General features: G+C 39.8%; 22 protein-coding genes, 1 tRNA gene and 2 pseudogenes. 9 read left to right on the forward strand and 16 right to left on the reverse strand.

The window, feature by feature from the left end:
* Window positions 1-215 precede the first annotated feature (215 nt).
* The 3 genes and pseudogenes from NXV01_RS17650 to NXV01_RS17660 all read right to left on the reverse strand — a co-directional run bounded on the left by NXV01_RS17650 (window position 216) and on the right by NXV01_RS17660 (window position 2,877).
* Window positions 216-533 (reverse strand): hypothetical protein, encoded by a 318-nt coding sequence (locus NXV01_RS17650; protein ID WP_148366625.1) that lies wholly within the window; start codon window positions 531-533, stop codon window positions 216-218.
* Between the two features lie 275 nt (window positions 534-808).
* A pseudogene (locus NXV01_RS17655) lies at window positions 809-2,312 on the reverse strand (glutamine synthetase family protein).
* 128 nt (window positions 2,313-2,440) lie between these two features.
* A pseudogene (locus tag NXV01_RS17660) lies at window positions 2,441-2,877 on the reverse strand (DUF4846 domain-containing protein).
* Window positions 2,878-3,010: 133 nt separating this feature from the next.
* Between NXV01_RS17660 and NXV01_RS17665 the strand changes: the two are divergent.
* The 7 genes from NXV01_RS17665 to NXV01_RS17695 all read left to right on the forward strand — a co-directional run bounded on the left by NXV01_RS17665 (window position 3,011) and on the right by NXV01_RS17695 (window position 10,276).
* The gene (locus NXV01_RS17665) at window positions 3,011-3,721 is read left to right on the forward strand and encodes a DUF169 domain-containing protein (RefSeq protein ID WP_259022959.1); all 711 of its coding nucleotides are present in this window, start codon (window positions 3,011-3,013) and stop codon (window positions 3,719-3,721) included.
* A 191-nt stretch (window positions 3,722-3,912) separates the two neighbouring features.
* Window positions 3,913-4,422 (forward strand): ECF transporter S component, encoded by a 510-nt coding sequence (locus NXV01_RS17670; RefSeq protein ID WP_217722885.1) that lies wholly within the window; start codon window positions 3,913-3,915, stop codon window positions 4,420-4,422.
* Between the two features lie 14 nt (window positions 4,423-4,436).
* Window positions 4,437-5,372, forward strand: coding sequence for a DUF362 domain-containing protein (locus NXV01_RS17675; RefSeq protein ID WP_148366621.1), 936 nt, complete (start codon window positions 4,437-4,439; stop codon window positions 5,370-5,372).
* Window positions 5,373-5,379: 7 nt separating this feature from the next.
* Window positions 5,380-6,924: a 4Fe-4S binding protein gene (locus NXV01_RS17680; protein WP_259022960.1), complete on the forward strand. Its 1,545-nt coding sequence runs from the start codon at window positions 5,380-5,382 to the stop codon at window positions 6,922-6,924.
* A 167-nt stretch (window positions 6,925-7,091) separates the two neighbouring features.
* Window positions 7,092-7,898 carry a patatin-like phospholipase family protein gene (locus NXV01_RS17685; protein WP_148366619.1) on the forward strand — a complete coding sequence of 269 codons (807 nt, stop codon included), beginning with the start codon at window positions 7,092-7,094 and terminating at the stop codon, window positions 7,896-7,898.
* 53 nt (window positions 7,899-7,951) lie between these two features.
* Entirely contained in the window at window positions 7,952-9,649 is a 1,698-nt protein-coding gene (locus tag NXV01_RS17690; RefSeq protein WP_148366797.1) for an alpha-amylase family protein, read from the forward strand.
* 138 nt (window positions 9,650-9,787) lie between these two features.
* Complete coding sequence (locus tag NXV01_RS17695) at window positions 9,788-10,276, forward strand: PepSY-like domain-containing protein (RefSeq protein WP_148366618.1); 489 nt, start codon at window positions 9,788-9,790, stop codon at window positions 10,274-10,276.
* Window positions 10,277-10,365: 89 nt separating this feature from the next.
* On the opposite strand, the gene NXV01_RS17700 is transcribed toward NXV01_RS17695, so the two are convergent.
* From NXV01_RS17700 to NXV01_RS17725, 6 genes are all read right to left on the reverse strand, one after another.
* Window positions 10,366-12,378, reverse strand: coding sequence for an alpha amylase C-terminal domain-containing protein (locus NXV01_RS17700; protein ID WP_148366617.1), 2,013 nt, complete (start codon window positions 12,376-12,378; stop codon window positions 10,366-10,368).
* An 18-nt stretch (window positions 12,379-12,396) separates the two neighbouring features.
* Window positions 12,397-12,843, reverse strand: coding sequence for a YhcH/YjgK/YiaL family protein (locus NXV01_RS17705; RefSeq protein WP_004295843.1), 447 nt, complete (start codon window positions 12,841-12,843; stop codon window positions 12,397-12,399).
* Window positions 12,844-12,880: 37 nt separating this feature from the next.
* Window positions 12,881-13,555, reverse strand: a complete 675-nt coding sequence (locus NXV01_RS17710; RefSeq protein WP_004295842.1) for a DUF2461 domain-containing protein — start codon at window positions 13,553-13,555, stop codon at window positions 12,881-12,883.
* A 277-nt stretch (window positions 13,556-13,832) separates the two neighbouring features.
* Window positions 13,833-14,429, reverse strand: a complete 597-nt coding sequence (locus NXV01_RS17715) for an aminotransferase class IV family protein (RefSeq protein WP_259022961.1) — start codon at window positions 14,427-14,429, stop codon at window positions 13,833-13,835.
* Complete coding sequence (locus NXV01_RS17720) at window positions 14,413-15,420, reverse strand: aminodeoxychorismate synthase component I (RefSeq protein ID WP_217722888.1); 1,008 nt, start codon at window positions 15,418-15,420, stop codon at window positions 14,413-14,415. The genes NXV01_RS17715 and NXV01_RS17720 overlap by 17 nt, the downstream gene beginning before the upstream one ends.
* Window positions 15,421-15,547: 127 nt before the next feature.
* On the reverse strand, window positions 15,548-16,282 hold the full coding sequence (locus NXV01_RS17725; RefSeq protein WP_148366614.1) for a hypothetical protein: 735 nt from the start codon (window positions 16,280-16,282) through the stop codon (window positions 15,548-15,550).
* Between the two features lie 286 nt (window positions 16,283-16,568).
* Between NXV01_RS17725 and NXV01_RS17730 the strand changes: the two genes are divergently transcribed.
* Together NXV01_RS17730 and NXV01_RS17735 are read left to right on the forward strand one after the other, a co-directional pair.
* Window positions 16,569-16,642, forward strand: a tRNA-Arg gene (locus NXV01_RS17730).
* A 142-nt stretch (window positions 16,643-16,784) separates the two neighbouring features.
* Window positions 16,785-18,023 (forward strand): site-specific integrase, encoded by a 1,239-nt coding sequence (locus tag NXV01_RS17735; RefSeq protein ID WP_259022962.1) that lies wholly within the window; start codon window positions 16,785-16,787, stop codon window positions 18,021-18,023.
* A gap of 42 nt (window positions 18,024-18,065) precedes the next feature.
* Here the strand turns inward: NXV01_RS17735 and NXV01_RS17740 are convergent, their stop codons facing one another.
* The 7 genes from NXV01_RS17740 to NXV01_RS17770 form a co-directional block, all read right to left on the reverse strand.
* A complete protein-coding gene (locus NXV01_RS17740) occupies window positions 18,066-18,296 on the reverse strand; it encodes a DUF6965 family protein (RefSeq protein ID WP_259022963.1) in 231 nt (76 codons plus the stop codon).
* A 142-nt stretch (window positions 18,297-18,438) separates the two neighbouring features.
* Entirely contained in the window at window positions 18,439-18,747 is a 309-nt protein-coding gene (locus NXV01_RS17745; protein ID WP_259022964.1) for a hypothetical protein, read from the reverse strand.
* 398 nt (window positions 18,748-19,145) lie between these two features.
* Entirely contained in the window at window positions 19,146-19,655 is a 510-nt protein-coding gene (locus NXV01_RS17750; protein ID WP_259022965.1) for a histidine kinase, read from the reverse strand.
* Window positions 19,652-20,146 carry an N-acetylmuramoyl-L-alanine amidase gene (locus NXV01_RS17755; protein ID WP_259022966.1) on the reverse strand — a complete coding sequence of 165 codons (495 nt, stop codon included), beginning with the start codon at window positions 20,144-20,146 and terminating at the stop codon, window positions 19,652-19,654. The genes NXV01_RS17750 and NXV01_RS17755 overlap by 4 nt, the downstream gene beginning before the upstream one ends.
* Before the next feature lie 20 nt (window positions 20,147-20,166).
* Entirely contained in the window at window positions 20,167-20,517 is a 351-nt protein-coding gene (locus NXV01_RS17760; protein WP_259022967.1) for a hypothetical protein, read from the reverse strand.
* A gap of 7 nt (window positions 20,518-20,524) precedes the next feature.
* The gene (locus tag NXV01_RS17765; protein ID WP_259022968.1) at window positions 20,525-21,721 is read right to left on the reverse strand and encodes a metallophosphoesterase; all 1,197 of its coding nucleotides are present in this window, start codon (window positions 21,719-21,721) and stop codon (window positions 20,525-20,527) included.
* A 1-nt stretch (window position 21,722) separates the two neighbouring features.
* Complete coding sequence (locus NXV01_RS17770; protein ID WP_259022969.1) at window positions 21,723-22,775, reverse strand: hypothetical protein; 1,053 nt, start codon at window positions 22,773-22,775, stop codon at window positions 21,723-21,725.
* Window positions 22,776-22,778 lie beyond the last annotated feature (3 nt).

Below are 22,778 nucleotides of genomic sequence, written 5' to 3' on the forward strand. Positions count from 1 at the left end.
ATAGAGCTAAACTAATCACCGCCGGGAAATTGTAGACGAAACCCTGCATTCTGTATACAAAACTATTGATAAAAGACAATCAATCATGAACGCAACCCAATCATCCTTTAACGACTTTATCGGACTGGATGGGAAGTTGGCAGATAAAAACAGAAATCCTGATTCATCACGAACCAGGATTTCTTTATGAGTATTACTACATTCGAAGTTTTATTTTATTCTTTTACTTCTTCACCTTTTTCGTTCATCAGCACTGTCAGTACCTGAACATCTTCCGTAGTAAGGACTACCTTATAAATCTTACCGCTTTCTTTTTCAGCGACATAAGCTTCCGTAATGGCAGCACCTTCATAATTTTTAGCGATCGCCTGTACTACTGCCTCCGGCAGTTCTTTAACATCAATCTTTGTAAACTCATCCTGTGGAGCCTGTACGTTAGTTTCTACAGTTGTAGCGTTACTAACTTCCTGTGCAAATGCTACAGAGCTACCCAATCCCATCACCAATGCTACTGCTACTAATACCTTTTTCATAATCGTAATTTTTTAAGTGTGAACTACTAAATCATTATTAACTTGTTTCTTACACTTAATAGGTAGCAAAAGAGGTACCAAAGTTCCAGAATGAGCATATATCATTAGTAATCAATCAAATACAAGATACACTCATTTATTATATTGTAGAACTAGTGTGGAATTGTGTAGAAAGTGACGGCAATAATTGGGGAAAATATGCCGATTTACCACTGGCAATCAAAATTATATTCTGAACACCCTGCACATTTCGCCGACACACCATCGTCTTTCAATCATCCACAATGGAAATACTTATTTACTAAATCCAGCATTTCCATCGGCTTTCCTTCCAGATCCGCACGCAACGTTTTATCTTCGTAACTGCGAAGTCTGCGGATGATACCGTCAATCATTGCCGGACTAAACACGTTATATTGCTCAAAGATTGCCCGTTGTTGTTGCAAGCAATCGGCAGAAGCTTCACAGCTATCCGGCAGTTGCGCCAGTGATTTCAGTTTATCTTCATTCTCTTTCTGATGGATATTCACATTTACATAAGTTTTTTCAGCAATATCCAGCGCATTTTCAATCTCAAAACCATGACGGCAGGCAACAGCCAAACCAGCCAATAATTGATATAAATCTGCCGAACCATCCGGAGAGCGCATTTCTACCGTCTGCTTCTGACTGGTGTCAAAATGACTTTCAGCTTCCAATGGGTTTGCCAATGTACACATATCTGTTTTTGCAGCCCATCCCAGAGGTACGCGCACTAATACAGAGCGGTTGCGGTCTCCCCAACAAACATTGGTAGGTGCTTCCTGATGAGGAACGAGACGGAAGTAAGAAGTAGGATTGGTATTTCCGAAAGCAGTAATTGACGGAGCAAGTACCATCATTCCGGCAATTGCCTTGCGTGCTGTATCCGACAAAACACCGTCTTTCAGCATCTGGTTCTTTCCATCTTTCATGATACGCATGTGGACATGCAAGCCCGAACCGGCTTTACCTGCCGTAATTTTTGGAGCAAAGGTTACATTGTATCCATATCTAAATCCCAGGTTACGAATCACCCATTTGGCAATCATTAATTGATCTGCTGCCTGCGATACAGGGACCGGCAGGAATTCTATTTCATTCTGCTCATAGATATAACCATCCAGCGTGAAATTACCTACTTCAGAGTGTCCATACTTTATTTGTCCGCCTGTCTGTGCGATGTAAGACATACATTGAGTACGGAATTCATTGAATTTAGCATAAGGACCCGATTCATGATAACCACGTTGGTCGGTTGCCTGAAACATACCGGTGTCCGGGGCTATTACATAATATTCCAATTCGCCCATTGCCTGAAATTCCATTCCGGTAACTTCTGTAAAAGTCTTGCTTGCTTTGTAAAGAGTATGTTCTGGTGCACTTTCAAGTGGTTCGCCGTCTTTATTGAAGAAAGAGCAAAGCATGGACAGCGTCGGAATCTCGGCAAACGGATCAACGAATGCAGTGCAAAAACGGGGAATCACATAAAGGTCACTACTGCCCGCTTCTATAAATGAGAAAAGGCTGGAACCGTCTACCCGTTCTCCACATGTGAGAATAGCTTCCAAATAAGCTTGATTGTTGATGACAAAGTTCAGAGTTTTCAAACGCCCGTCTCCCGCCGGATACATAAAATTAACCATGCGGATATCTTTTTTGCTGGATAAATGAGATAATGTCAGCTTTTGTAAACTCTGAAGTTGGTTTTTGAAGGAATGCCACCAACTGGTTAGCATTCATTGATAAATCATAATTCATAATCGGTTGTTTTTCGTTGTTGTATGATTAAAACGGTTTGTTGAATGCCAAAGATAATGAAAAGATAGAAAATTAAGTAAGAAAAGATTTAATTATTTCTTTGTTATGTTGCATTTACGTCTATTCTCCTATTTAAAACGCTTCAGGTCTTTCTTCTCAAAAATCCATTCCGGAGTGTATAGTTTCCCTGCATCCGTTTCCGTCAGCTCATACCAGGGAGAAAGGTCGCGGCTGGTTGGATTGACCAGAATATGAATCTGTTGGGCGGGCATATAGCTTTGTGCCAGGAGGCATCGGCACACTGCTGCAAATCGCGGTTGCCTATCTCCATATCTACGACTGCAAATGCAGCTGCCTGATTGGCTTTCTCTTTTCCATTGTAGAGTAACACTTTACTGCCTTTAGGCAGCATTGGCAAATTGCGCAAATAAGTTGTAAACGAATTAGCAGGGCAGGTCTCTCTGACATATCCTGACGGAGGAGCGATTCTATCTGCAAGCCTCTCCTGCCCCCATGACTGAAAGACTGTGAAAAGTAAGCCTGCACACATTAACAAATATTTCATATCGGTTCTTCTTATTTCATTCCGGACAAATATAAGTAATTATTATTGAAAACGAAGATAAATCACTTGCGCTTATCCTTTTTTATTCTAACTTTGTAGAAAGACGTGCAACAGAACTAAAATTGATAAGCTTATGGATATCCAAACTTTTATTCAAAATTTCAAAGAGGCATTCGGAGAAAAAGCTGAATTGCCTCTTGTTTTCTGGTACTCAGATGAGCAAAAAGGAGAGACAGAAAAGATAAACGGTTGCTTCTTTAAAGGTATGAAGACGGCAAGAGATGGTGGTATTATCAGCCTGAATGCCGAAAACATCGGCTGTGGCGGCGGTAAATTCTATACTGGTTTCACCGAAATGCCGGAACATGTGCCGACTTTCGTTTCACTCAAAGAGAAATACAAACAGACTCCCGAAATGGTCATTGACTTTATACAGCAAATCAGAGTTCCCCGAACAGAAAAAAAGTTTCTTCATTTTGCACGTATAGATAAGGTAGAAAGTCTTGAAGAGATGGAAGGAGTTGTATTTCTGGCAAATCCGGATATGCTTTCGGGATTAACCACTTGGGCTTTTTACGATAATAACGCAGAAGATTGCGTCGTTTCTACCTTTGGTTCCGGCTGTAGTGCCGTAGTGACACAAGCCACGATAGAGAATCGTAAAGGAGGCAAACGTACTTTCCTCGGTTTCTTCGACCCATCGGTTCGCCCTCATTTCGAAGCTGACAAACTAAGCTATACCATACCTATGTCCAGATTTAAAGAGATGTATGAGACAATGCGGAAAAGCTGTCTATTTGATACGCATGCATGGGGAAAGATTAAGGAAAGGATGAATGGGTAGTCCTGCTTGTCTTTGGAAGTTTCCCATAAGGCAACAGTTTGCATACGGGGAAACTATGGTTATCTACGGGGGAATGAATTCTTTTCCTACGGGATTAAAATAATATACCAATCAGATTAAACCTTTTATCAGGAGAAAAGTCTTATTATTAATATATTATCGTTCTATTCAACATTAAAGTATCAACGAAAATGGAAACATCCGCCAAACTCTATTCGCTGAAACACAGCAATGTGAAAACCTACCTGTTCGCCTTACTGTTCGTAGTGGGTAACATTGCACTTCCACAATTATGCCATCTTATACCTTATGGTGGTCCTACCCTGTTACCTATTTACTTTTTCACGCTGATTGCGGCTTATAAATATGGTTTTCTTGTAGGATTATTGACTGCTATCCTTTCACCAGTCATCAATCATTTATTGTTTGCCATGCCCTCGGAGGCGGTACTTCCCATCCTATTAATCAAATCGTCCTTACTCGCCGGAGCTTCAGCTCTTGCAGCACGTACTATAAAATCGGTTTCATTACTGGCCATTCTTGGTGTCGTACTCACTTATCAGGTCATAGGCACTGCATTTGAATGGGCCATCGTCGGAAGTTTCTACGAAGCAGTACAGGACTTCCGTATCGGTATTCCGGGAATGTTACTGCAATGGTTCGGCGGATACGCCCTCCTGAAAGCAATTGCAAAACTCTAAACTAATATAGAAAGATGGACAGAAGGGACTTTTTAAAAACAGTAGCTATCACCGGAGCCGCCCTGACTATACAACGTTCAGAGGCTATGGAGGTGTTAACTCAAACAATCAATAAAGCAAACGGAAGCAATCCTGATCTGGTGGCCGTTATGGGTGGAGAACCCGAAGAGATGTTCCGCCGTGCCATAAGCGAACTGGGGGGTATGAAGCAATTCGTCAAACCGGGACAGAAAGTGGTTGTAAAACCTAATATCGGTTGGGACAAAGTGCCGGAACTGGCGGGAAATACGAATCCGAAACTGATTGAAGAAATCGTCAGACAATGTTTTTCCGCCGGAGCTAAAGAAGTGGTCGTGTTCGACCATACTTGTGACGATTGGCAGAAATGCTACAAAAACAGTGGTATTGAAGCTGCTGCCAAAAAAGCCGGAGCCAAAGTAATGCCTGCACATCTGGAATCGTATTACAAACCAATCGATCTGCCGAAAGGCAAAAAGATGAAGAAAGCCAAAGTGCACGAAGCGATTCTGGATTGTGATGTATGGATCAATGTTCCTATTCTGAAGAATCACGGAGGTGCGAATCTGACTATCTCCATGAAAAATCACATGGGGATTGTGTGGGATCGCGGATTCTTCCACCAGAACGATTTGCAACAATGCATCGCAGATATCTGTACATTACAGAAGAAAGCTGTACTCAACGTAGTAGACGCCTACCGGATCATGAAAACAAACGGTCCCCGGGGACGTTCTGCATCCGATGTTGTACTGGCAAAAGGATTGTTTATCTCACCGGATATTGTAGCCGTGGATACGGCTGCTGCCAAGTTCTTCAATCAAGTACGTGAGATGCCACTGGATACAGTAGGACATCTCGCCAATGGGGAAGCATTGAAAATAGGAACCATGAACATTGACAAATTGAATGTCAAGCGAATTAAGATGTAAAACAACCATGTTAAGAAGGCTACGTATTGGAATATCAGCACTTTTATTTGTGCTGATTTCTTTCTTTTTTCTCGATTTCGCAGAAATATTACCGAACAGTTTCCATCGGCTGGCACATTTGCAATTTGTTCCAGCTTTGCTTTCACTAAGTATAGGTATCTTATTATTTCTCATTGTGTTAACGCTTTTATTCGGGCGTGTATATTGTTCTACAATCTGCCCTATGGGTATCTTGCAGGATGTGATTGCACGAATTTCCAAAGCAACGGGAAAAAAGAAAAAAAGATATAGTTACAGTCCTGCAAAAAACAAATTGCGCTGGGGTGTGCTCGGACTGACAGTGATCGGGTTTCTATGCGGATTTACATTTATTGTTGGTTTGCTCGATCCATACAGTGCGTATGGACGTGTAGTAGTGCACATATTCAAACCTATCTATATGCTGGGGAATAATCTGCTGGAATCACTCTTTGCCAGATTTGACAATTATACATTTTATCAGGTAGACACCTCCATCTTGAGCATTTCTTCCCTTCTCATCGCTATTATTACTCTTGCAGTCATCTTTGTAATGGCATGGAAACATGGACGGACATGGTGCAATACGATTTGTCCCGTAGGAACAATATTGGGATTATTGAGTCGATTTTCATTATTCAAAGTCCGTATTGATACTGCCAAATGTAATGGATGCGGGCTTTGTGCCACCAAATGCAAAGCAGCTTGCATCAATAGCAAAGAACACGCTATTGATTATAGCCGTTGTGTAGATTGTTTCAACTGTCTGGGAGCATGCAAACAAAAAGCATTAGTCTACGCCCCTTCTTTCAAAAAACAGTCTGATGTAGAAACTCCTGCACCATCATCACCGGATTTGGATTCATCCAAACGCCGTTTTTTGGTCGCCGGTCTTGTTACTGCCGGAGCAACCCCCAAACTCATCTCCCAGGCCAAGGAATCTGTAGCAAGTCTGGAAGGTAAGAAGGCATACAAAAAGGAGAATCCGATCACTCCTCCGGGGTCTATCAGTCGGGGACACTTCCAACAGCAATGTACATCCTGTCATCTTTGTGTCAGCAAATGCCCTTCTCATATCTTGAAACCGGCTTTCATGGAATATGGCTTGGCAGGCATGATGCAACCTACTGTTAGCTTTGAGAAAGGATTTTGTAACTTTGACTGTACTGTCTGTGGAGATGTCTGTCCCAATGGAGCAATTCTTCCCATAAGTGTAGAGCAAAAACATCTTACACAAATGGGATATGTTGTTTTCATCAAGGAAAATTGCATTGTTTATACTGATGGAACCAGTTGCGGAGCCTGCTCCGAACACTGTCCCACGCAAGCAGTGGCGATGGTGCCGTATAAGGACGGATTGACAATTCCTCATGTAAATCAAGAAATATGTGTAGGTTGTGGAGGATGTGAATATGTTTGCCCCGCCCGTCCATTCCGCGCCATCTATATCGAAGGAAATCCTGTACAAAAAGAAGCAAAGCCATTTAAAGAAAGCGAAGAGCACAAAGTTGAGATAGACGATTTCGGATTCTGACCGGCATGGTGCCGGAGCAGAGTTTCCATCCGTATTTTATGTTCTATGCCGGTTTATTTCAAATGTGAATAAGACAGATGGTATGGATTTTAAAAAAAACTATCCATTATATTCCTCCTACTCTCAATAAATTCACTAAATTCGTGGCGAACTAAAGAAAGCAATTCATGGAGGTATTCACAAATAACTGGAATAGCCGGAAATATCAGATTGGCTATGCACTAAGCGGAGGATTTATTAAAGGATTTGCCCATTTGGGAGTCATGCAAGCTCTTCTGGAACATGATATTAAACCGGAAATCATCTCTGGAGTAAGTGCAGGAGCACTTGCAGGTGTCTTTTATGCCGACGGCAACGAGCCACACAAAGTACTTGATTATTTCTCCGGACATAAATTCCAGGATTTAACCAAATTGGTGATCCCCAAGAAGGGATTATTTGACCTCTGTGAATTTATTGATTTTCTCCGGACTAACTTAAAAGCAAAAAAACTGGAAGAGCTACAACTTCCCCTGATTATCACAGCAACTGACCTCGATCACGGTCGCATGGTTCACTTTCATCGGGGAAACATAGCGGAACGGGTCGCAGCTTCCTGCTGTATGCCTGTCATGTTTTCTCCGGTCAACATAGAAGGCACTAACTATGTGGATGGAGGATTGATGATGAATCTTCCGGTCTCTACCCTGCGCAGGATTTGCGATAAGGTGGTAGCTGTCAACGTAAGTCCCATCATGGCACAGGATTACAAAATGAACATTGTAAGCATTGCTATGCGCTCATTCCATTTCATGTTCCGCGCCAACACCTTTCCCGAAAGAGAAAAATGCGATTTATTAATCGAACCATACAACCTATACGGATACAGTAACACAGAACTGGAGAAAGCTGAAGAAATCTTCGAGCAAGGATATAATATGGCTAACGAAATACTTAATCAACTGTTGGAAGAAAAGGGGAAAATATGGAAATAACCTCCTATCCATCAGAAATAAGAATGAAGACGAATATTAATAATCTACTCTATATGAATGACGAAAATAAAATAATTATCTACCAAGTATTCACCCGCCTGTTTGGAAATAATAATAACCACTGTGTCTACAACGGAGACATTGCTACCAATGGCTGTGGGAAAATGGCTGATTTCACACTCAAAGCACTTGGTGAAATCAAGAAACTGGGTACTACGCATATATGGTACACAGGCATCATTGAGCATGCCACTCAAACGGATTATCGCCGTTATAACATCAGACCGGATCATCCTGCCGTTGTAAAAGGAAAAGCGGGTTCTCCCTATGCTATCAAGGATTATTATGATGTAGATCCTGACTTGGCTAACGATGTGCAAGGACGTATGAAGGAATTTGAGAATCTGGTACATCGCACACATCGCACAGGTTTGAAAGTGATTATTGATTTTGTACCTAATCACGTAGCACGCCAATATCATTCGGATGCACAACCGGACGGTACGACCGAATTGGGAGCTAATGATGACTCCAGCCAATCTTTCAGCCCATATAATAATTTCTATTATATTCCGCAAGCGGAACTTCATGCCCAGTTCGATATGAAAGACGGTGCAGCAGAGCCTTACCGGGAATTCCCGGCGAAAGCCACCGGTAACAACCGTTTTGATGCTACTCCCAATATCACCGACTGGTATGAAACAGTGAAATTAAACTATGGAGTGGATTATCAGAATGGCGGTACCTGCCACTTCTCCCCGACTCCGGATACTTGGATAAAGATGCTGGACATTCTTCTTTTCTGGGCATCAAAAGACATTGACGGTTTCCGCTGCGACATGGCCGAAATGGTTCCTGTTGAATTCTGGGAATGGGCTATTCCTCAAGTAAAAGAGGCTTATCCTGAAATACTTTTCATCGCAGAGGTTTACAATCCCGGTGAATACCGCAACTATCTGTTCCGCGGCAAGTTTGATTACCTGTATGATAAGGTAGGGCTGTATGATACATTACGTAATGTAGCTTGTGGATATGAATCTGCATCTGCTATCACTCATTGTTGGCAAAGCCTGAATGGAATAGAGAAAAAGATGCTCAACTTTCTTGAGAACCACGACGAACAGCGCATCGCTTCTGATTTCTTTGCCGGCAACCCGCGTAAAGGAATTCCCGCACTGATTGTTTCCGCCTGTATGAACACTAATCCTATGATGATCTACTTCGGTCAGGAGTTTGGAGAACTGGGCATGGATAGTGAAGGATTCAGCGGAAGGGACGGACGGACTACCATATTCGATTATTGGAGCGTAGACACCATACGACGCTGGCGCAACGGAGGCAAATTTGACGGGAAGATGCTTACTGAAGAGCATAAGCACCTCTACTCTATCTACCAAAAAGTACTGACTATTTGTAACAAAGAGCAGGCAATCAGCAAGGGAGTATTCTTTGACTTAATGTATGCCAATATAAACGGATGGCGTTTCAATGAGCATAAGCAATATACTTTTATGCGAAAATATAAAAATGAGATTCTGTTTTTCATTATTAATTTCGACAGTCAACTGGTAGATGTTGCTATCAATGTGCCTTCACATGCTTTCGACTTTTTACAGATTCCTCAAATGGAATCATATCAGGCCACTGATTTGATGACGGGTGCTAAAGAAGAAATCAGCCTATTACCTTATAAACCCACGGATGTTTCAGTAGGAGGCTATAACGGAAAGATTTTGAAGATTACTTTTTAAGTAAAAAGACTAAGACCTGTATACCCTTCATCCCTCGGTCACTTATGAATGACCGGGGGATTATTTTATGCACATCACTCAAACAAATATTCTCAAAGGCTGTTTAGTTAGATAAATAATCCTCTAAACTCAAAGCTTATGAAGAAATTTATGATTTGTGCTATCGCATTGTTTCTACTATTATCTACATCTGCCTTTGGAGATACCCCTCCCGGCAATGTACAGTCAACTTTCAAGAAAATGTATCCCAAAGCAAATGGCGTCGCCTGGTCACAAGACGATGGATATTATTGTGCCAACTTTCCAATGAATGGATTTACTAAAAATGTGTGGTTTGACGTCCGGGGACAATGGGTGATGACGCAGACAGATCTTGTCAGTCTCGACCGGCTCACTCCAACAGTCTATAATGCCTTTGTATCCGGGCCATACGCAAATTGGGTGGTAGATAATGTGACAATGGTGGAGTTTCCCAAATGGCAGGCCATTATAGTAATTAAGGTAGGGCAAGATAATGTTGACATCAAATATCAGTTATTCTATACTCCACAAGGGGTATTGCTCAAAACGCGCAACGTTAGTGATATGTATGACATTCTCGGGCCAAGTACCTTTCTGGAAAACTAGGAACTGAATCATAGAACAGGGTAATAAATGAGAAAGCCCCCACAAATATTATTGAATATCTGCGGGGGCTTCTTGATTTAAAGATAAAATTATTTTTTCTTTCTAAGTACTACGGCGGTACGGGCAGGAATATAGAGTTTCAACCACTCTTTCTTTTCCTTCTTGTACAACGGATCGGTAATAGTGAAATGCACGACAGAGTCGTCTGCCAAACCGTTTCCTCCAAATGCAACATCGTCCGTGTTCAGTATCACTTCATAAGCTCCCGGAGTTACCAGGAATCCATAATCAGTGAACGACTGCTTCGGATTAAAGTTAAAGACAAATATAAGGTCCTTACGTTCGTATGCCAATACCTGATCGCCATCATTATGCCATATTTCCTGAACTGGTGTTGCCTGGAAATCTTTCACACTCTTGATAACTTTCAGCATTTCTTTATCAAAATCACCCATATAGTGATAGGTCAGATTTTTGTTGTCCACCAAATCCCATTGGCGGCGGGCATATTTGCACGACCATCCGTTACCTTCACGCGGGAAATCAATCCATTCGGGATGCCCGAATTCATTTCCCATAAAGTTCAGATAACCTCCGTTGATAGTCGAAGAGGTCAGCAAACGAATCATTTTATGCAAAGCAATACCACGGTTGACAACATAATTTTCGTCTCCCTTCTGCATGTGCCAGTACATATCGGCATCAATCAGGCGGAAGATAATCGTCTTATCTCCTACCAATGCCTGGTCATGACTTTCTGCATACGAAATGGTCTTTTCATCCTGGCGACGGTTGGTTACTTCCCAGAACATGCTGGAAGGTTTCCAGTCTTCATCGATCTTTTCTTTGATTGTCTTGATCCAGTAGTCCGGAATATTCATAGCCATACGATAATCGAAGCCGTAACCGCCATCTTCCACTTTGGCAGCCAGTCCCGGCATACCGGAAACTTCTTCCGCAATGGTTATCGCCTTCGGATTTACCTGATGAATCACTTCATTAGCCAGTGTCAGGTAACAAATCGCATTATCATCCTGATGACCGTTGAAATAATCTCCATAGTTACAGAAGGCTTCACCCAATCCGTGGCTGTAATATAACATAGAAGTCACTCCATCAAAACGGAATCCGTCAAACTTATATTCTTCCAGCCAGTACTTGCAGTTTGACAACAGGAAGTGGATTACTTCATTCTTGCCATAATCGAAGCAGAGAGAGTCCCAAGCCGGATGTTCGCGACGAGCGCCCGGATAAAAATACTGATTCGGATCACCGGCAAAGTTTCCTAATCCTTCTACTTCATTCTTCACTGCATGTGAATGAACGATGTCCATAATCACAGCAATCCCCATCTCATGAGCAGCATCAATCAGTGCTTTTAATTCATCGGGGGTACCAAAACGCGAAGAAGCAGCAAAGAAACTGGATACATGATAGCCGAAGCTTCCATAATATGGATGTTCCTGAATAGCCATAATCTGGATACAATTATATCCTTCTTCAGCAATACGAGGAAGTATTTTCTCGCGGAATTCGTTATATGTGCCCACTTTTTCCTCCTGCTGTGCCATTCCGATATGACATTCATAAATCAACAGCGGATTCGTGTCGGGCTTAAATGTTTTCTTCTTGAATTTATAGGGGTTCTCCGGAGCCCAGACTTGTGCACTGAATATTTTGGTCTGTTCATCCTGTACCACACGTGTAGCCCATGCAGGAATACGCTCGCCTTGTCCGCCTTCCCAATATACATTCAGTTTGTAGAGATCGCCATGATGAATGGCATCCGCCGGCAGATTGATTTCCCAATTGCCATTCTTTTGTTTTTCCAGCTTATAAGCAGCTTTCTCCTCCCAGTTATTAAATGTACCCACCATATAAATATGAGTAGCATTGGGGGCCCATTCACGGAAAGTCCACCCCTTATCGGTGCGATGCAATCCAAAATAAAGATACCCCGATGCAAAATCTGAAAGGGTTTGTTTCCCCTTATTCGTCAATTCAGCTTCTTTGTCTAATACATACTGATGACGCCCGGTAATAGCACCGGCAAAAGGTTCCAGCCAGGGATCGTTTTTTATGAGATTAAGTGTCTTTTCCATATCAGAATTGAATTAGGATTATGCTTTTACTTTTACAATTACTTTCTTCACACCATCCGGAGTGATACCGGGAGCATGACCGTCTTGCGGGAAAAAGATAGCAAACATTCCCGGTTTCACGGCAACGTATGTTTCTGCTAATCCTTCGAAGAAAGTAATATCTTTTTCTGCGTTATAAGGTGCATCTGCCGGAACACAGTCTTTAGCAGCAGTATACCCCATTATTTCTGTTCCCGACAATGGGATTTGAATATCAATAAATTCGTTATGAGTTTCCAGTTTGGCTTCCTCTTTTGTTTTAGGTTTGGTTTGTGCAATATTCACCAACAGATCTTTTCCTTTCAGTTCTGTCTTACCAACTTCCATGGCTTGGAGGTCATGAGACTTCAAGAATTCAATAGCTTGTGCAAACAGAGGGTTTAAAGACGCATATTTCTCCAGATTTTCTAAAGTATCTACTACCATATAAGTTAAATTTTAAAGTTTATATTCTAGGCATTATTTATTCAAAATCATCAATTGTATAATTTATAAAATCGGCAAACCGTTTGAATTGCCGGAACACTTTGTCTATCTGTTCCAACATATCCGGTCGGGTGAAGAAGTTATCGGGAACATTATAAGAGCAAACATATTCTTTACATTTCAAATAATCAATGTACTTGAAATCTTTCGGAAAACCTTTCGGAGCTGTTTTCAGAAAATCCTCTCCTATCACCGGAAAGTATTTCTTAAACTCCGGATCTTCTACGATCGCAACAAACTCTTCGATATTATCATAGATAGATTGTCGCACTGCTTTCAGGATATTGGTAGGCAGACACAGGCTTCCTCCGGCAAGCATAGAACCATCCGGCTGCAAGTGTACATAATATCCGCAATGATCGGACTTCTTTCCTTTGGCATTGATATAACCTCCGAAATGTATTTTATAAGGTGTTTTATCCGCAGAGAAGCGGGTATCCCGGTAAATACGATAAGTACAGTCTTTGGGCTGAATCCCCCGGATAGTTTCATCAAACAAGGAAATACGGGCGATCACTGTTGCCAAAAAGTTGTCGAACTCGGCACGGGCTGTTTCATATTCTGCCTTATGCTCATTAAACCACTCACGATTATTATTCGCGGAAAGATCTTTTAAAAACTGAAAGATAACGGGTATGTTCATCTTTATCATTTTCTATTATTACTCTACAAACGTACAAATTTTATTTCATATAAACTACAAAAGGGGGTAAAAGGAGATAAAAAAAGCATCGGCCTGGTAAAACCGATGCTCTAACACATTTATCAAAAAAACAGACTCTTCTGTCTCTGACGTACTTTAGCTTTCACAAGTGAAGTACAATCTCTTTAATTAATCTTATATCTAATACTATGAAAAACACATAAATATAACAGTACAAAAGAGACATTTGTTCAGCAGTTCTCTGTATATTTCAGTTAATTATAGTTTATAGAATTAAATGTTTCTCATTTATAGGCAATATAATGCGTTTCCAGTCAATCATTGCGTTGAATAACATGATATGGGAATAGTCTTTCAAACATATTTGCGGAATGTCTTTCTCAACAATGAGCTGCCTGTCCAGAAATTCGCTTCGTTTCGTCCCACAGAGTAACGGATGAGCCGGTGTGAACCAAGTATCTCCGTCATAGAGAGCAACATTAGCTATAGAGGTATCTGTCAGATAGCCATTTCTCACAATTAAAACATCATCCGCCATTCCTCTTTGAGCGTACAAAGCATTCAGTTCTTCCCGATGCGCACTTTTATAAGTATAATCAATGGTATCAGACACAACCAAATGCAAAGAAGAAACCTGTCGCATCTGATAAGGCGCATACGTAACTTCTTCCACATCTTTTCCATATACAATCCGGCATTTATGAATTCCATTTAAAGTGGGCGGAGATATAAATTCCCGTAAATCCAGCGGAGTGCAGTCTTTCCAAAAAGCTGCACGGGTTTTATTAAAGCGCTCTGTGTGATAATCAAGATTATAAATCTGTCCATCCTCTATCCGGATAGTCTCAATAAATGGGTACATATACTTTCTGTTTCATTTCATTATACTCACTTTCCACATCACTCTGGCAGGTAATCCCACCTCCACTTTTAAAATACATCTTTTCCCCTTCCTGTTCTACAAAACGTATCATAACAGCACTATCTAAATCAATGCCATCAGAATATCCCATAACTCCTGTATAAAATCCTCTATCGTAGGTTTCAGCTTCCTGGATAATCTGCATCGTCTTTTTCTTTGGAGCACCGGTAATAGAACCGGCTGGCAGTAATCTGAAAATAATATCTCCCAAATGCTCCTGATAATTTTCGGGCAATATACCCTGAATTTCAGAACTCGTCTGAAAAATGGCTCCCCGATTAGTCTGTAACCTATCCATATACCGATACCGGGAAACTGACACTCGGCTAGCAACCATACTTAAATCATTACGAATCAGATCTACAATGGTAGCATGTTCGGCAGTCTCTTTCGGATCATTCATTAATAATTGAGCAGCGGAGGGAATTGAAGCATCAATGGTTCCCTTCATCGGATATGAGCTAATTTTTCCCTGATGAATTCTAATAAATATTTCAGGAGAGAAAACCGTAAAACGGTCTTTAACCCATAACTTATAAATCGCTTTTGAGCGAAAATAAATATCTTTCAGAGTGAGATTGGTTTCTACCGGAGTGCGACACGTCAAATTTGTAAGGAAGCTATTTCCTGCCAGGATGTTCTGTCGCACGATATTAAACGAACGTTGATAGGAAAAGAAAGATTCTGCAAAAGGCTGCCAATGTAGTGAAGGCATTGCTTTTGCAGAGTAAGTAGCCATGTCATCTTCATCTGATATGGTCTGATTGGTAAATCCATTCAGATTATACAAAACTTCAGTAGAATCAACAGCAGCAACCTCCTCTATATAAGACACATCTTGTAGATAATTTATAATGAAAATGAAAGGACGATGAAGTTGTCCCAACTGATTCATTCGTTTGATAGCCTGTTCCTTATTATATAAGTGCATAAAATACTTCTACGTTTAGAAAAAGCAAATGTACACAAAAAGTATAGATTAGAAAAAGATAGCAATAAAAAAGGGTTGTCCGACGTGTCATATCGGCAACCCTTTATCATTTACAAGATTGGTCAAATTACTTCATAACAGCTTTTACTTGAGGAAGCATCTTCTTCACATTTTCATTTTCCGGAGAGATCTTAGCAGCTTCTTCCAGATAGTCTAATGCTTCTTTAAATCTACCATCAGCTTTTTCTTTTTCTGCAGCATATTTATCTGCATCAGAATTTGCCAAAGGAGCAGCTTTCTTCAGGATATTAGCGCCATCATTATAGCACAGAACTCCTAAACTGTACAATGCATTTGTTTTATACTGCTTGTGATCCAAAGGAATTACTTTCTTAAAACAGTCTTCTGCTTCTTCTGCTTTTCCGGCTTTCTGTGCAGCAAGTCCTGCTTTCAAATAGTGAAGGCTATAATTCTTTACCATTGTTGTATTCTTAGGATCTACTTTCAATCCTTCTTCCAATGTAGCTACATATTCAGCAGTCTTCTTTTGTGCATCTAAAGCCAAAGCTTTGCGAGCATAAGCATTTCCGATATTGAACTTCTTTTGAATTGCTATATCAAAAAGACTCACAGCTTCCGGATACTTCTTCACAGCATCGGCAGCTATACCACAATAATAAGCGGTTGCAGAATCTTGATTATTCGTTTGTTTCAAATATTCACTGAATTTCGCATACGCTACAGGATAATTTTTAGCATTAAATGCATCATTTCCTTCTTTTTTCAATTGCTCTGGGTCGGTTTGTGCAAAAACATTAGTCACTACAATACAAAATGCAAATAAAAAAATCAATTTCTTCATAACTTTATGTGTTTTTTAGTTGTTTATCGTTCAAAAGTAGAAGTTATAATAGAAAAACACAACCCTATTTTATTTTTTTGAGCTTTTTGAAACCTATATAACGTTCGTTATTCTTCGTAAAAATGGCGTTTTTCTATTTAATACTCCCAAACCATATAAATAAACAAAATTCATCTCTATTATAAACTACTGATTCATAGTCACAAAGAAATATATGAATAAAAAAATGCCGGAAAGTTTTTGAATTTTCATAAAAAGCACTACCTTTGCATCCGCAAATAAGGCTGGTTCCGTAGCTCAGCTGGATAGAGCAACGCCCTTCTAAGGCGTGGGTCAAGCGTTCGAATCGCTTCGGAATCACTTAAAGGACTGATTATAATTCATTGATAATCAGTCCTTTTTCTTTTCTATAAAAAGTCGAAAGGCTATAAAAAAAAGATACCATTTCTCACCGGAAAGTCACCAACAGTGGAAAAACAGTGTCTTTAAAAACTTATAGCTTATGGCAACACTATCATTAACTATTCTATCCGCTAAGCCCACCAAGGCTGGCAAATTTCCTATTCTTATCCGCGTATCAGTCAAGAATGATAAGGAGTACATTAAAACGGAATATCAATTGGACGATGCTTGCCAATGGTATAACGGAAAAGTAGTAGCCCGCAATGATGCTACAATGATGAACAAACAACTTATATATGAGTTGAAAAAATACAAAGAACGTTTGCAGTATATTGACAACTACGATTGTTATACTGCCAAACAACTAAAAATTATACTAACACAGCAAGATAAGATTGCTCCAGACATGCGTACATTCAATGATTTCATGCGACAGAGGATCAAGGAAAAGAAAGAAGAAGGAAAGACTAGCCATGCTAAAATGCTAGAAGACACCTTAAAGATCTTTGAGAGCGCAGAAGGTGAGGTACCAATGATTATTATGAATCACATTACCGTTGAACATTTTGATAGATGGATGAAACTCCATGGCCATACTGACGGGGGCCGACAGATTCGGTTAAGTCACATAAAAGCACGGATTAATGAAGCTATTAAGTTAGGGATAATACGATGTGACAAACACCCATTTGCCTACACAAAGATTCCCATCCCAGAGCCAAGGAGTCTTGATATATCTGTAGACGCGATAAGAAAGATTATTAGCGCAGATGTCTCAAAGAGCAAACAGCTGTCTTTAGCTAAGGATATGTTTTTGCTATCATTCTACTTAGGAGGTATCAATTATGCAGATCTCATTCAAGTAGATTTATCAGAAGATGTAATTAGTTATATACGATTAAAAAGTAGTGAGCATAAAACGAAAAACCGAACTACGAGTATAGCTGTCTGCCCGGAAGCAAAAAACATAATAAATAAATATATTGGGAAAAATGGAAAGCTAAAGTTTGACTACAAATACACAGCTGGTAATTTACAACGCTATATCAATAAATGCTTAAAACTCCTAGCAACAGAGTTAAATATAAAGGAGGGATTAACCTTTTATTCAGCCCGTAAAACTTTTGCCCAGTTCGCTTCCGAGATTGGGATCCCCTATCCTATTATTGAATACTGCTTGGGGCACTCCATAAAGACCAGCATTACTATTAATTCTTATGTTCGGGTAAAACAGCATCAGGCAGACGCAGCAATTCAAAGAGTTATTGATTATATTAATAATCCAGAAGTGTTCAAACCATATATAGAGATGCGAGCACAAATGCAAATGATGATATGATATAAATAATGAGTTAAGAGGTAGCTTATCCGGCTACCTCTTCTATTTTTTTCTAAATTCTCGTAATTGCTCAATAGTCGGATGAAAAGTCGAATTTTCCCAGTTTCGGGAAATTACAGCAATCATTGATTCAAGATACTTTCCACAATCTAAAATTGTAGTACTCTTATTAACTTGATAGCGGCCAGACGGATAAGATTTATTTTTGAGCGTTTCTTTCGCCCATGTTAGTAACTCTTGAACGGAGTCGTGATCGTATTTTTGTTCTACCATTATGGATATGATTATAAAGTCCGGCAAACTTACGAATAAGTGATGACTTATCAAAGTTGTAACATAAACAAATAGTAGCTTATTGAACTGCCTCTACCTCTTTCTTTTAAACTGGCTAAACACTGGAAAGAAAGTAACCTTCCTAGTTTTTCTCATAAGATAGTGTTTCTATGTCATTAAGTAATATATTCCAATCAGTTTCAAACCAATTAGTATTCACATTTTCTCTATTTCTAATAACTCTAACTCCACCACCTAATATAAGATATATCTCACTACCTATAAGAAGACTTAGATTAGTCTTTATTCTTCTTCCACTAAAGAACAAACTTACTCTATTCATCTTAACTATATTATCATCAGTTACTTTAACTACACAATAATTGAGTTGATTACTATCTCTAAAATCATTGCGACCTTTAGGACTTGCTTTTAAGGCTTTCTCTTTCATTACTTATTAGTTTTATAATTATGAATATTCAATATGAGTATTCATAAGCGAATATTAAAAATAAAGCCGGAATATCCAAATATTAAAAGAAGTCTTTTGATAGAAAAATTAAAAGCCCCGACTACACTTAGTCGAGGCTCATTCTTTTTGGAGTATATAACGTATTGTCTCCCGTTCTCGAAAACTAGCAACTTTTCCGTAGAGAGATGATACAACAGACATCCACGTCTGTACACAAATATAAGAAATATATATTATATGTGCATAATTTTACTCATTTTTTGCGCATAATTTCATCGATTTTTTGCGTATTCTGAATTAAAGTCGCTAATAATTACCTATTGATATTAATTAGCATCGACTTTCCCAAGCCGAGACACCCCAAAGTTTAAAAGTAGTTATTTCCTTCTTATTTTGCACACAAAACAACAGACGACGATTAAGATAATGCTACCTATATAGACTTTATCTTTATGTATGTCCCACCAAGACATCTCAACTACATTCTCTCTTTGATTTAGTAAAGCATTGACCTTATTACTAAGAGTATCCAATTGACTAGAGAACTGCCGCATGGTAATAGATAGTGTTTCATCAATTTCACTCCTTTCCTGTTCTAGTTTAGAAGCCTTAGTTGTACTTTCTTTGACTACGTGCTGCTTACCGGTTGAATCCGGTGCTGAAAGATAAACAGTCGTATTCTCAATCTTCAGATCACTTAACCGGTCATTCACAATCTTCGTTTGCTTATTTAAGCCTATACGTAACTCTTCCATTACCTTCCGTAGATATTGAAAGTCTCCGGAGTAATCCACCTGCTTATGCGTCTCAATATTGCGAGAAGACTTGCAGGAAAACAAACATAATGCTGACATCAGCAATATGATAATATAGATTAATCGCTTCATGGTCGAACTACCGTATTACGCAAGAAGTTGGTAAACTCGGAGCGTACATCAAAACAGGGGCACGCCTTGATATATTCTGCCGGTTCTACTTCTCCACTTCCGTCCAGATCGGGCGAAGTATCACGATGCCCGAGCACTTCAATTATAGGATATTCCTTGCAGAGCTTCGCGACCAATTCACGCAAGGTTGCTCTTTGAGCCGGAGTACGTGTGTCTGCAGGCTTCCCGTACACATCCAAACCTCCGATATAACAGATACCAATGCTGTGCTTATTATACGAAGATTCCGAAAAGCCCTTCGTGTTACAATGCGCTCCATCAATGTTTAATGGTCGCCCATTTTCTACCATTCCATCCAGGTCGATCACATAATTATAACCTATTTGGTTGAATCCCCTTGCCCGGTGCATCCGATCAATGTCTTTAGCTCTCAAATCCTGTCCGGCACGCGTGGCAGAACAATGAATGATAATAGCATCAATAGTTTTCATTTCTCTTCCTCCCATTTTAATTAATAATCACTTGGCGGCTGTCGACTAGAACATCCGCGAACATCACACTTCTTTATCTCGGCTTCTTTCAGTTTCAATTCCAGCTCATGTTTATCGTGGATGAGTTGGAGCTTCTCCGCTTGTTCCTGACGGAGTTCAACATAGATGGCATCAATCTTCGCATCTCGTTGAGCAATACGCTCTTCAAGCCAGGCAACTTGTTTCCGCTCGTTTTCATTCTCTGCTGCATCTGCTGCTGCATCCTCTTTCCTTGCATCAGTCTTACGATTGACGTAGAAATTTACAATCCATTTGATTGCCTCCAAGCCTCCTAAAGCTCCGAGTATTGTTAGCCAGTCGTTTAGTTCCATTACACCTTTATATTTTTAGTTTAAACTCAAGATTCTGTCTATTCTTATTAGAATCAGTTAAATGAGCGCCAATACGCTCTAACTTCACTTTCTTTTCATCAAAATCGATTGTTACACGATTTATGCAATATGCGGATTCATCGGTGGTACTTCTTATCAAGTCTGAATATTTATATTGCTGTGGCCTATCCTGATCTATGACCAGCTGTAACTGCTCCGGATATAGCGGCAGATATTCGCATACATCCCAATGCGTATGACCGCCTATATGAAATAAGAACTGACAAGGAGTACTTGCGGAAAAATCTTCATTTATAGTTAATTGAGTACCATTTACATCACCACAAAAGAAAGTGCCTTCTATCACTGCTTTCTTCAAGTAAGCATCCATTATTTTAGGAATAATAAGAGGATCACATGATTTACTTTTGTCCGAAGCATTATTTATTGATTCGTATTCATAATTATTCGGTGCTTTTTCTGAAACAAACTCGCCCGTATTCCCATTTCGATAAGCCGAAACAGGTTGATGATGTGCAAGAATCAAATAATAATCAGAAGGAGTATTCTTCAATAAATTAATAAACCAGTTCATTTGCTTCTGTGAATACACAACACCATGTTGTGAACCTGATGGTGTTCCAACCTCTGTGTATTCATATTCATCAAAGGAAATTATACGGATAGTATTCTTGTCTACAACAAAGTCTTTATGCCAATAACTTCCTGCGCCTTCAGGATCACCCATTACGGCTCTGGTTGTCATATACGGAGTGATATAATTAGCCTTCGCATCCGCTTGATTATGAGCGAAATCATCAGCCACATCATGATTTCCCAACATTACAAGAAACCTGTCACTTGATGCCACAATTGCCTTCATCTCTGCAGTAAGCTGCAAATCACCTGTAACAAGCGTATATATACTCTCGTCTGTGTCCATCAATTCCTTACACTTATTTAAGCCGTAGATTGATTTATGAGTGTCTGATATATGTAAGAAAGAGAATGGTTCCTGAAAGCAGAACGCTTTATTTATAAACTCCGTTAAAGTGAGACCATTTACATCCTCTCCATCCGAAAAACGCCCTAGTGTTCCCCGTATTGGATTGATTCCTGCTAAATAAACTGCATCAGACACCGTTACAGGCAAAGGTTGCAGATTATTAGATTTATCGGATAATTGTACTATCTTCTTTTCCATATCACCCTGCTATACATAGTTGAAAACCCTGATATGTCTTGATATAAGAAACGTCTTTTGTATCATTTGACCAGAAATCCGTCATTTGTACACGCGTAGAAAGTTTATCTACATCATTGATAGAGATTGCCTTGACATAACCAGACACATATTCCTCACCGAATGCATTACCATCAACTTCCACTTTTATCTTCGTTGGAGAAGTTGCTGGGAAACCGTCCCCTGCCTTAATGCCACCTGCATACTGTACATTGATAAGACCGCCCATGTAGAATATATTAGCGCTTTGTACATCATAACGTCCGGAATATGAACTCTTTAATATGTTTGCAACAAATACAGATTCGGTTGTCGAATATGTATTCAACGGACCTTCATAATACAAATGCGTCATCTCTGTCCTAATATCACCATTGTTGAAATTCTTATTATAAAGAATCTTACCTTCCGCTTCCGTAGTAGTTATAATACCATCATTTAGCACGATTCCCGTCAGACTATCGCAATCATATTTTGAATCAATCGAATAAAGTTTAGAAATAACACCTCCCGTTTCTTTGTATCCGAGAAAATCAAGTTTTGGCTCTATTCCCAGAAGTGTAGTATGGCGATCATACTCCTCTTGTGTAGCCCCAGCAGACCCTTTTAATAAAGTTCCTCCATCAGCAAGTACATGCCTGCAATATTCAGAAATAACCGTACTTGCACCGGAATCATTATACGTTACTGTTACATCTTTTTCTGCATAAATAAGTGGGTTGTAGGATGATGATGCTTTTATCTTCACTAAGCTACCGGAAGCACCCTCTTTTACAGTCAAGACACCGGAAGAATTGATTGAAACATAGTCCGCTCCTGAAACGATAGACCAGTTTACGCCTTTCTGTGTTGTGGATGCAGGGGAATATGATACCGAATATGTGCCGGAGACACCATCAATGGAAGCCTCACCAATTATACTTATACCTGTTACTTTAATATCACCCGAAGGTGTGGGAGATACATCCAAGTGTGTATCGAAAGTACTATCTATAAAAAATGCAAGTCCTGCCATAAT

It is taken from the genome of Bacteroides sp. BFG-606 (assembly GCF_024788145.1).
GTDB classification, from domain to species: Bacteria; Bacteroidota; Bacteroidia; order Bacteroidales; family Bacteroidaceae; genus Bacteroides; species Bacteroides vicugnae.